The sequence below is a fragment of the Pedobacter petrophilus genome (assembly GCF_009674725.1).
GTDB classification, from domain to species: Bacteria; Bacteroidota; Bacteroidia; order Sphingobacteriales; family Sphingobacteriaceae; genus Pedobacter; species Pedobacter petrophilus.
On the sequence record NZ_WKKH01000029.1, the window covers coordinates 13,439 to 25,824 of the forward strand.

The following is a 12,386-nucleotide window of genomic DNA, read 5'->3' on the forward strand; positions in this document are numbered from 1 at the left end:
AAGAAAACTAATTTAAAGCTTTGTTTCAATAATGAGAAATAAAAAGTTTTAAGCTTTGGTTATGGAGGGTGCTTTGAAGGTTAACCGCAAAGAACGGAAAGAGAAGGCGCGAAGAACGCTAAGGATGGTTTGTCTTTTTAAAGTTTAAAAGTAAAGATAAGTTGCGAAGAAAAATCTCAATGCCCTCTGCGGTAAAATTTATTGCAGGAACGGGTTTAACCACAGAGATCGCGGAGAGAAGCACAGAGAATACTAAGCACAGGTTTGTAGGTTCAGCTCGGAAGCCTGTGATTTTTTCCTTGCTTCGAAGTTTACCGCAAAAAAAGCAAAGAGAAGGCGCAAAGAACGCTAAGTATGGGTCTGTCTTTTTAAAGTTTCCAAGTTAAAAGTAAAGATAAGTTGCAAAAAAAAAATCTCAAGTGCCCTCTGTGGTAAAACTTTATTATGGGTACAATATTAACCACAGAGATCACAGAGAAAAGGCACAGAGAAAACAACAAGCATGTTTTGTCTCAGTGGGCACACAAACGATTGCTATCTCATGGCTCGTGTCACTACGAACCATAGCGCATCAATAATTATTTCTTTATTGGGTCAATTAAAGCGATTGTTCCATCTGCTTTATGCGTAAGCCCGGTAACCTTCACATTTCTTAAGTGTGTTTTACCTGAAAGTTGTGTATCATGATAAAAAATATACCATTTCCCTTTCACTTCGATGATAGAATGATGCGTTGTCCAGCCTTCAACCGGATTCATAAAAGTACCCTGATATTTAAACGGACCATAAGGCGTATCACCAATTGCTGAAGCAAGGAAATGGGTATCGCCAGTTGAATAGGTGAAGTAATATTTCCCATTAAATTTATGCATCCAGGCTCCTTCAAAAAAGCGCCTGTCGTGGTCTTTAGTAAGTAGCGGCTTGCCATTCTCATCCAAAATTACCACGTCTTTTACAGCGCCATCAAAGGCTAGCATATTCTTACTCATTCTAGCTACCTTAGCCGTTAAAGCGGCTTCATTTTCTTTTTGGGAATCAGTTTTAGAGCCATTCGCCTCATATTTCCCTTTGCTCCATCGCTGTAACTGGCCTCCCCAGATGCCGCCGTAATACATATAAGTGGAACCGTCTTCATCTGTAAAAACGGCCGGATCGATACTAAAGCTTCCTTCGATTGGTTTTGGCTCTGCCTTGAACGGACCGACAGGCATTTTAGCGGTCGCTACGCCAATACGGAACACATCCTGTTTATCCTTCACAGGGAAATACAAATAGTAAGTCCCATCTTTAAAAGCGGCATCGGGCGCCCAAAGTTGCCGACCGGCCCATGGAATGTCTTTAATGCTTAGCGCTACACCATTGTCGCTCACTTTCCCGTTAATACTGTCCATACTTAAAATATGGTAATCCCTCATATCGAAATGATCACCATTATCATTTTCAGGAGTTCCAGCTTCGATATCATGTGATGGATAAATGTAAATCTTTCCGTTAAAAACATGAGCCGAAGGGTCAGCTGTATAAATCCCGCTAATCAGCGGCTGCGATAAATACTTTGATTTTTTACTGGTATCTGCCGTTTCAGCTTTGGTAGTCTGACTATTTTGCTGACAAGCGCTGGTAGCGGCAAAGGCCATAATCATTGCTAAACCAGTTAATTGTTTAAAGTTTCTCATGCTATTTGGTTATAAATGTTTCAATTATCTTGTTTCACTTACGAAAGTTTCCGGTGGACCGAGAAAACTGGGTTTCAAGCCACCAAGATCTAATACTAATTTTTGCAATACTACAGCCGGACTCACCATCCAATATTTTATCGTGTGTTTGCCCGTTTGATCAAACTTAAGGGGTGTTTGAAAAACTTTGATGCTATTGGCTACTGATTTCCGCCATGCCGCTTCTGATTTGTAACCGGCACTTATATTTACGATGCCTGGTGGTTGATTGTCTACCGAAACAGCGAATTTCAACCCGTCACTATTGGTAAAATCGATGGTCGGAGAAATATAAGTATTCAAATTAAACGTACCCGTAGTGTTGAGGTAAACGTCGTACTCCAAATGCGGTGTGTTGGCATCGAGGTTTTGAACTGGAGAAGTAACCGGAACGGGAATTACGCCTCCTAACGTTTTGCCATAATTTGGAATTGTTTTCCAGAAAATCGGCCTGTTATTTACTGCCCTGCTGAAGTTGGGCGCCTCCATAGAAATGTATCCGTGCTGCGCTACAAAGCCAGTAACGTTTTGCTCAGCATACTTAGCATGATCCAAACTAACCCGAACCTGAAGCCTGGAACCGTCACTTACTGATACCGTAAAGCTGCTTTGTGTTTCCCCCTTTGGGGCTTTCATCCAGTTTACACTTACCCAGATTCTTTTTTCTTCTCCTATTGCTCCTTTCGTTTCCGTAAAATTTAAATAATCTGGTGCTTTGATTACGAAAGTATAATTTCCATCAGACCGTCGAAACAAATCTATATAATGCGAGGTATTGCCATAGTATTCGAAAGTAGGTAAAGCCAAATTTACTTTTTCCTTACCCATCCACAAAGAGGCACTGCCTTCAATTGCCAAACCTGTTTTTCCTTTTGCAGCATTTTCATTATCAGTTGCGCTTACCGTTTTCGGGATTGAATTTTTTTCTGGCTGTTGCCAGTACGTGTAACCGATATGGGTTTGATCCATCATGTGATCCCATTTGCCTCCGGCCAATGTTTTATTGTAGTAATTGGTAATTTCTTCATCGCGTTGATACAACTGAGAAACTTTTTGCGCCATTGCTTCGGTTGCAGACCGGCCTTGTTTTGCATACAACTTATTTTTAGCCACATGATAATACAAATCATAAAGATTTGCACTGGCTTCTACCGGATGCATCACCAATTGATAAAATGCATCTTTTTGATCAGCAGGAACCTGTTCAAATATAAATCTGGTATCTTGTTCTAGCTTGCGATAATCGGATACCACCGTTTCAAATTCATTATAATTGGTTAAGCTATAGATACTGTCCGTTAGCAACTCCGGTTTAATGCGGCCATTAAACTTGGAATATTGATCTAAAATTGTACCTATTGAGCTGGCAAAAGTTTCTCCGAATTGTTTTTCAGACCAATCGATTGCATACTGCTTTAGCTTTTCGGCAGGGATGGCGTCCGGGGCCCAGGCATAATCCAGGAAAAATGAAATCGGGAATTCCATAGGCTTCAGGTCGCCCACATTTACAATCCAGATCTGGTTGGCATTGTATTCATAAGCCAGGTTCATCTGCTCCCATATTTTCTGAATCGGATTGGTGTTAATCCACTTGTAATTTCTGGGATCACCCACATAATCAAAGTGATAATAAATGCCATAACCACCCTTTCTTGGCGCTTCATTCAACTTCGGAAGCTTTCTGATATTTCCCCAGTTATCATCGCAAAGCAGCAAGGTAATGTCATCCGGCACCCGCATTCCTTTATCGTAATAAGCCTGCACCTCCTTATAAAGCGCCCAAAGTTGTGGCGTTTCTGAAGCTGGCTTTTTAGTTACTTTTTCAATAATGTCACGTTGATCGCTCACAATTTTTTCCAGCAAGGCTGTTGCTGTTCCTTCCGTCATGGGTTCATCGCCGTCTCCCCTCATCCCAACAGTAATAATCTGCTCTTTACCGGCCACACGTTTCAAACCACTTTCCCAAAACTCCCGCAACTGCTGCGGATTCTGATCATAATTCCATTTACCCCCTTTATACCTTTTCCATTCATCATGTGCCCTGCTCAAAGGTTCATGGTGCGAAGTGCCTATTACCACACCATATTCATCGGCCAAAACCGGATTCATTTTATCATCATCATTGAAAGCACTTCCCCACATGGCCGGCCATAAATAATTCCCTTTTAAACGAAGAATCAACTCGAAAACTTTTCCATAAAACTTACTATTAAAGCCTCCAAACTCTTTCCTGCTCCAGCCTGATAGTGCCGGCGCCTCATCATTTAAAAAGATGCCACGATATTTAACCGCCGGCGAAGCAATTACATGCCTGCCCGAAATGGCAAACAATGCATCACTCTTCTTCACCGGAACATCTGCCCAATAATACCATGGCGAAACCCCAATCTGACCAGACAGTTCGTATACACCATAAATCGTCCCCCGCTTATCGCTACCAACAATCACCAGTGCAGAATCAATTCCCGGAAGCGGATTCTTAACCACTTCGATTAAAGTGCTTTCCCAATTCCCGGCAATACCCGCCACGTTAATTTTGTTCGTCTTAATTAACTGATCAATGATGGTACTTTTACCAATCGTACCGATAATAATTGCTGTTCTGCTGGTTTTATCTGTTAAGAATGCCGGCTTAATGCCAGTAACTTTTTCCAAATCTGTTTGAAGATCAGTAGCCGCCCTTACTACTCCGGGCCATTCATTTCCACTCACCAAGATAGAAGAAACGGCACCTTTACCTGCCACCGTGAAACTTCCTTGTGCAAAGTTTTTAGAGATAAAAGGATCAGCCCCGGCGGCATGAATAGTGGTTTTAAAAGCAAGCAATAAAATAAGGAGGATTAGTTTCTTCATATTATCTATTTTTAAAGTTAACCACTTCGTGATAAGCTTTTTTGGGTTGCAGGTTGCGATCAAACAGCAATGGATAGTTTTTTCTACCCATTACCGGGAAATTATCTAACCAGGAATAGCGATCGGAAATGTTCCAGAAAGTGACATTGGTAATTACCCTTTTATATTCCCGAAACAGCTTGAAAACCATGGCATATTTCGCTGCCTGTTTGTTTTCTAAATCAGTGGTAAATGAATCATTTTCGCCTTGTTTTTTGTCGCGTTTGCCTGGCTCCCAGGGATAGATAGAAATGTCCAGTTCCGTGATCTGAATTTTTAACCCGAGGGAGGAGTACTGTTCAATCGCACTTCGAAGCTCATTTTCGGCAGGCTCCTGCAAAGACCAGTGTGCCTGCAAACCAATGCCATCAACCGGCACATCCCTATCTCTTAAACTTTTTAAAAGCTTGTAAATCCGGTCTCTTTTTTCTGGCCGTTCGGTATTGTAATCGTTGTAATAGAGCTTGGCTGACGGATCTGCCGCATGGGCATATTCAAAAGCTTTTATGATAAAATCTTCGCCGCAGATCTGGTACCATTTAGAATTTCTCAAAAAGTTTTTCGGATCATCATCAACGGCTTCGTTAACAACATCCCATGCATAAATTTTGCCTTTATAACGGTTTACCACAGTAGTAATATGTGTTTTGAGTCGTTGTAGCAATACGGCTTTGGTTACCTCTTTGCCATCATCACCTTTAAAAATCCAATCAGGAGTTTGCTCATGCCAGCATAGATTATGTCCGCGAATTTTAATACCGTTTTTTATAGCAAAGCTAACGATTGAATCTGCATCTTTCCAATGGAAAATACCTTCCTTTGGCTGGATAGACCCCATTTTCATGGCATTTTCTGCCGTAATACTATTGAATTGATTTTTGATCAGCTGCGCTTCATCGCCATGCAAATTTCTCACGGCTACCGCTACCCCAATTGGAAAATACTTTTTGTAAGCATCTTTCAATGCCAGCTGATCAGATTTTTTTTTTAATTGCAGAGGTTGAGCATCAGCATTGATTGTAATCAGCGTAATAAAACAAATGCATAACGATTTGATCATCTTTAAAAAATTAGTAGCCCTGCTCATCTATATTTGGTTAGCTAAAGTTGAAGTTTGTATTCACCTCAACCCCTGTTTTTAATTCAAATCAAAGGAATTACCTAAACTCACACCCTTTACTCAACTATTCCAAAGTAGATTCGATAAGACTAAAGTAAAACTATTTTCTTAAAATTGCAATCGGTTGCATAAATTTTACATGATTTATTCTGATCAGTTTATCTGGTAAAGCAAAACTGGTTATAAAACAAAAAATCCCGCCTTTAACAGGCAGGATTTTTTTGTTAATTTATAGATTACTCTTTAGCCAGAGGAACCTCAACACCTACAGGTCCACTTGGTTCACTTTCATTTTTCAGCCGATCTAAAGCCGTAACCAAATAACTGTAGCGTTTACCGCTTTCTATACTCGTATCGATAAAGGAAACGTAATCTTCAAAACTGATTTTAAGAATATTTTTTGGATCCAGAATTGAAATTTTCTCACCTTCTGCAAATCGATAAATTACATAACCCGAAGCCGTTTCTCCATCGCTTGCTTTCAATGGCTTTTCCCATTTAAGGTGAACCCCATCTTTTAAAGCATCGGCTGCTAATTGCTGGGGTTTATTGGGTGCAACTTCATCCAGCCATGGCATTTGAGGCGGCAGAGCCTGATACTTATATAAATCGTTTTTCAATGAATCGGCAACAGACCTGGCCACGGTACTTAACGATTTAGAACTGAAATAAACACTGCCTTGAATCCGGCTATTATCTCTAATGTACCTGATCTGTTTTGGCAGCTCAGAAAGGTTTTTCCAGGCCGCTTCAGCCCTTGAGTTCACTAAATATGCACCCTGACCAATATATACGTGCCTGCCGTAACTGTTGTTGCTCCACCAATCTACCAGGGTACCAAAAGGTGCTACCCTCCTCGTAAAGGTGAAATAAATTTGTGGATTAATGTAATCCACCCAGCCTTCTCTCACCCATTTGCGGCTATCTGCAAAAAGCTCTGCATAATTTGATAAACCACTGGTAGCCGACCCTTCCGGATCTTCGTTTTTATTCCGCCAGATTCCAAAAGGACTGACTCCAAACTTCACCCATTTTTTATAGTGATGAATGCTGTCGTCAAGCTGTTTAATCAGCACATCAACATTGTTTCTTCTCCAATCCCTAACATCGGTAAAATTCTCTTTGTATTTGTTAAAGGTATTTGAATCGTTAATGGTTTGACCTTCTATTTTATATGGATAGAAGTAATCGTCAAAATGAATCCCGTCTACATCGTATTCTTTAACAACATCCAAAATTACCTGTATAATATACTCCCTTACTTCCGGAATACCAGGATCAAACTGCTTTTTACCCCCATAGATAAAGAACCATTCAGGATGTTTCCTGTAAGCATGAAGCTCGCTAAAAACAGTACTGCTGCTCATACTGGCCCTGTACGGATTAAACCAGGCATGCAATTCCATCCCCCTGAAATGTGCTTCCTTTATGGCGAATGTTAAAGGATCATAACCGGGTGCCGGTGCTAAACCCTGGCGCCCCATTAACCACTGACTCCATGGTTCGCGAGATTTGGCATAGAAAGCGTCGCCAGCAGGTCTTACCTGTAAAATAATGGCATTCATTCCTTGTGCTTTGTGGCGTTCAAGGATACCAATCAATTCCTGTTTCTGTTGATCAACACTTAAACCTGGTCTGGATGGCCAGTCTATATTCGTTACCGTAGCGACCCAAACACCCCTAAACTCTCTTTTTGGTGCAATTTTTGTTGAAGGTTGTGCATTTAATATATATGGTGGTATAGTTACAATTAAAAGTGCGTATAGGAAGTTTTTAAGCATTATTCTGTCTTATTTTTTATTCAGGATGTTTTCTTTTTGTATGTTATACAAATGAATGTTAGCAATTAAACGATTTTTTTTAAAATCTCTTATAATTTTTTTGAATAATTCTAATTTGTGCTTTGCTAAATTAATTGTATCCCACCATTACCAATTGGAGAACAAAAGTATATTAATTTAAGAAGATACAGCATTATTTGAGAATGGAACCACAAAAGATTAATAAGGGCGATAGAAATAAGATATACTTTCTGATTATAGTTATTGCGGCACTTGTAGGCACGAATGCCTACTTATTCTTCAAAGACCGACAGCAAAGCAAAAAATTTGTCACAGTAAGCACGGAAAAAGATAAACTTCGCTTAGAAGTAGAAAAAATTGAAGTAGAGTTAGATAAGGTAAATGCCCTGAACCTTGATCTAAATGAAAAACTGGTTGAAGAACAAAAACTCGCCCGCGAGAAAATTGAAGAACTTAAAGCTGCCTTAGAAAAGGGAGAAATTACGCAGGGAGAGCTCGATAAGGCAAATACCCAGATTAGCGAACTAAAAGTGTTTGTTAAGAATTACAACGACCAGATTATTCAGTTACAACGAGATAATATTTTCCTGAAGAATACCCGGGATAGCCTCGAAAATACCTTGCGAAACATCAGTAATAAAGCCTCGAGCCTGGAAAATGAAAATGCGAATCTCAATGAAAAAGTAAAAACCGCAGCTACATTAAAGCTCCAAAATGCAGAGATTGTTGCTTTCAGAACAAAATCAAGTGGTAAAAAAGTACAAGTTACTAAATCTTCATCCGCAGAGAAACTCAGTGTCCGTTTCAATATTATTCCAAACGACCTTGCTGTGAAGGGTCACCACAACATCTATCTGAGGGTATTTGATCCGGCCGGGAATCTGCTTGCAGATGATGAAGACCGGTTTGAAGCCGATGGACAGGAAATGCAATTCAGTCACTCCATTTATATCGATTACAACAATGATAACAGTTCTTACGTAATCGACTGGCGAAATCCAAAAGCGTTTATGAAAGGCATTTACACCGTTATTCTTTACACAAATGGAAATACACTGGGTAAGGCTCAGGTAGAACTAAAATAACCTGCTTTTATTTAGCTAAGGGAAAGGTAAGGTAAAATGTAGTGCCTACATCCGGTACGGAAGTAAAAGTCACCTCTCCGCCTGCATTTTCTACCGCTTGCTTTACGAAGGCCAAACCTAAACCTGTACCAGAACTTTTAGTGGTAAAGTTTGGAACAAAGATTTTGTCATGTAAGGCCTGCGGAATTCCTTTTCCGTTATCCTTAACTTCTATAAATGCATGTGTTTTATCGTTATATAAAACAAGGGTAACACAACAATGGTCGCTACCTTCAATGGCCTCAATGGCATTTTTAAACAGGTTGTTAAAGGTCCTTAATAACTGATCCTGATCAGCGAGGATATCAATTTTTTCGCTTGATTTATCGAGCAAATCTATTTCTACATTACCCGTATTTTTAAAAACTTCTCTTGCCCTTTCTAAAACCGGAAGAATCTCCACTTTCTCTAAATTGGTATCTGGCATCTTTGCAAAATTCGAGAATTCAGAAGCAATTTTCGAAAGGCTATCTATCTGTTCTATAAACGATTTACTGAACTTGTTAAACTTAATTTCGAAGTTCGGATCATTCTCTTTCCATGATTTTTCGAGCAACTGAACACCTAACTTTAATGGCGTAAGCGGGTTTTTAATTTCATGCGCCACTTGCTTCGCCATCTCCCGCCAGGCACTTTCCCTTTCCGAACGGGCGAGTTTTACCGCACTGGCCTCCAGCGCCGCAATCATGTTGTTGTATTCTTTAATCAATGAACCAATCTCATCATGCCTCCGCCATACAATCGGCTCATTACGTTGCCCAATTCTAGTCCGGCTGATGCTTTCCTGAATAAACGTTAACGGACTGGTAATCTGATTGGCCAAAAATACAGCTAACACACCAACAGCCACAAAAACCAAGGCATAGATATTAATCAGGTTGCTTACAAACAAGGCAATCTTATCAGAATATTCTTCCTCGTTAGAGTAATTAGGCAAACCGATATAGGCAATCGTTTCATTTTGTGCATTTCGGATTGGCGCATATGCCGCAGCATAGGTAAGGTTGCCAATTTTTTCCTCTGGATTAATATACTCTGACCTTTTTAGTTGCGTGAGGTAAGTATAGGCTAAAGGGCCCATTTTCCGCCCGATTACTTTGTAACTATACAACTTCGGATAAGTGGTCATAATTAAATCTCCGTTAATATCGTAGAGATTTAAATCTGCATTATTAATATCTGCAAAGTTGTTAAAATCAGCAACGGCATTCTCATCATCTTTAATCCCGCCACTAAAAACCTGCTTTTCGAAATTTTGCTGCACCTTTCTGATTTTATCTTTAATGTCGGCGTTTTGCTGGCTTCGATACTCATTATCCATATAATAATAAGTTACCCAGCCTACAATGAGCAAAGTGGCCACCACAGAAAGTACAATTGAGACCTGAATACGGGTTTTATATAAGATTTTATTGGCATTGATCATTAATGACCGATTGATGCTAAACCAACCTACACGTTCATCATCGAGATTTTTGATCATCCAAACCAACCCATAAAGCACTAAAGAAAAGATAATAAATACCAAAAAGAAAAAAGATAAGGCAGCTAAACGCTCCACATAATCAACCTTTTCTTTGCTGATGATCACCATTTTGCTATCGCTCGGCTTATAAATTAAATGGCTATAAGCAGATAATTTATCGCCAGTGGTTACAAAATCATCTTTTTTACCTTTAAAATCTTTGCCATCTAATGGATAAGTATAATTTCCGGATTGATTCAAGAGGCGGTTATTGCTATAAAGCGCAATGGAATAGCCCCTAAAATCTTCATCTCTGATCAGCTTCTGGTCGCCAAGTAAATCAGGTAACCGGTTGTTATAGTTGTAGGGTTTAGACCTTAGTTCTACCACTAGTGTACCCAACAAAGATCCGCGGTCAAGCACAGAAATTATTCCGAAATAATCCTGGTAGCCGAAAGTATTATTCACCTGATAAAAATAGTTGCCTCCGTTTATCTTTACGGAGCCTGATTCTACAAGATTTTTGTACTTCGAAAACGGCTGGCTCCTGATGTTATCCGTACTTGAGCCATCTTTTTTATATGGATAAATCTGGTAATCATATCTGGATAGATACCCGTCCATATAATTTTTGATATGGTTTTTTAATACGGGATAATTCGTTTCAATTCCCTGCTTAAAATAGCGCACCAAAAACTGGTCGTTAAGTAACTGCGATTCCAGTACACCGAGTGAGATAATCGCATTTGGATCTTCTGAAGATTGTACCTTCCGGGCTAAAGGTTCCCTCAAACTCCGCTCCTTTATGTCTTTGTACTTGATGTATTTGATGGAGGTATTAAATGCGAGGCAGAAGAATACCAGGGCAAATAAACCCACAGAAAATCTTTTTTCCTGAATATAAACTCCTCTTGCAATAATAAACAGGATAAGCGCAAATACAATGAAGAATGCTGTAAAATCTGTAGCGAGCTTGTATAAAAAAAAGGCAGCAAAGCCAGTTAAGAAGATAATCAGTCTTTCTCTGTTGCTTACTTTTAGGGGAAGGCTTATAACGGCCATGATAACCGTAAGCAGGTAAATTTGAAACCAAACCAGGCATAAAATTACAATACTTACCCAGCTGGATCCGCTCAGTTTTAAAATATTAATAATTTCAAAATTAATCTTTGAGTTATATATCAGCCCAAAAAATACCTCATCACTAAAGTAAGCGATGAGACTGATAAACACCAGTAATAACCCATGAATAAGAATGCTGAGGAATTTATTGCTTTTGATCCAATTGGGAAACTGATATTGTTCTTTGTGGTTGTATACAAATAACAGGAACCAGGTTAATGCAAATACGTTCAGTAAAAAATCGCCAAGAGATGGCATTAAAAAACTATCGCCGTAAATTCTGGGATCAAAAAGGGGTAGTGAAAAGTGATGGTTAAACCAGCCAAAGTATAAGTCGGAGAGCCGGAATACTGTAAAAAACGCCAGTAAGAGAAAAGTACCGGAAACTATATACCCTTTTCTGGCCACCAGCGAACTTAATGAGTTGAAGAACATGCATATGCAAAGCATTCCCCCAATAAACAACCACAACTGTATGGCAGAATAGTAATCGTTGGAGTATCCAGGTTTGACCTTTAAGCCAAAAAGAAATTTATCATCAAGGCTTTTTATGGTGTAAACATCCTTATCGGTAAAAGAGGCCAGTGTTAATAATTTAGAGTTCGACAGAAAGGGATCCAGATCATTCTTGAAATATTGAGTTTCTTTGAACGGATATTGAGATTGAATGGCGATTAAAAATACTAAACTAAAACTACCCTCTGTATGCTTAATTACTTCATACCATGCGTTATAAAAAAACAACACCGATTTCCCTTCCTTAATGTTGGTTACATCAATATCGGTAACCTTATAGGTACTCCAGAACTTAAGTTGATTATTTTGAAAGGTTAAAAGATTAATGCCTTTATCTTTTCTATAGACAGATAAAAATTCGACAGCATCTTTTGGGTTTTGATGCAGTTGTTTAGCTTTTTCTACCTGCTTTTTATCCGACAGGAAATTCTGAACAATTCTTTCTTTAATGAGCAGGTTATTTTGAACTTCTCTTGCATCTCTTTCCAGAAGCTCAGATTTGGTGGTAAACTTGCTTAATGAGATAGAAGTTGCGATCAGGCAACAGGCCAATACAAACAGAAGAAACCTAATTTTTACACCAAAGCTCAATGTCAACAATTTTATTAAACGTAAATATAGACAAAAACA

6 protein-coding genes are annotated in these 12,386 nt (G+C 39.2%); 1 reads left to right on the forward strand and 5 read right to left on the reverse strand.

The genetic code is table 11. The features are described from left to right. Positions 1 to 578 precede the first annotated feature (578 nt). The 4 genes from GJU39_RS16415 to GJU39_RS16430 form a co-directional block, all read right to left on the reverse strand. Complete coding sequence (locus GJU39_RS16415) at positions 579 to 1,676, reverse strand: glycoside hydrolase family 43 protein (protein WP_245227962.1); 1,098 nt, start codon at positions 1,674 to 1,676, stop codon at positions 579 to 581. A gap of 24 nt (positions 1,677 to 1,700) precedes the next feature. After that, a complete protein-coding gene (locus GJU39_RS16420) occupies positions 1,701 to 4,568 on the reverse strand; it encodes a glycosyl hydrolase 115 family protein (protein ID WP_154282075.1) in 2,868 nt (955 codons plus the stop codon). A 1-nt stretch (position 4,569) separates the two neighbouring features. Continuing rightward, positions 4,570 to 5,667, reverse strand: a complete 1,098-nt coding sequence (locus tag GJU39_RS16425; RefSeq protein ID WP_154282076.1) for an endo-1,4-beta-xylanase — start codon at positions 5,665 to 5,667, stop codon at positions 4,570 to 4,572. 296 nt (positions 5,668 to 5,963) lie between these two features. After that, on the reverse strand, positions 5,964 to 7,508 hold the full coding sequence (locus tag GJU39_RS16430) for a glycoside hydrolase family 10 protein (protein WP_154282077.1): 1,545 nt from the start codon (positions 7,506 to 7,508) through the stop codon (positions 5,964 to 5,966). Between the two features lie 203 nt (positions 7,509 to 7,711). Between GJU39_RS16430 and GJU39_RS16435 the strand changes: the two genes are divergently transcribed. Continuing rightward, positions 7,712 to 8,614: a hypothetical protein gene (locus GJU39_RS16435; protein ID WP_154282079.1), complete on the forward strand. Its 903-nt coding sequence runs from the start codon at positions 7,712 to 7,714 to the stop codon at positions 8,612 to 8,614. Between the two features lie 7 nt (positions 8,615 to 8,621). On the opposite strand, the gene GJU39_RS16440 is transcribed toward GJU39_RS16435, so the two are convergent. Next, positions 8,622 to 12,347: a sensor histidine kinase gene (locus tag GJU39_RS16440; protein WP_245227964.1), complete on the reverse strand. Its 3,726-nt coding sequence runs from the start codon at positions 12,345 to 12,347 to the stop codon at positions 8,622 to 8,624. Positions 12,348 to 12,386: the final 39 nt, after the last annotated feature.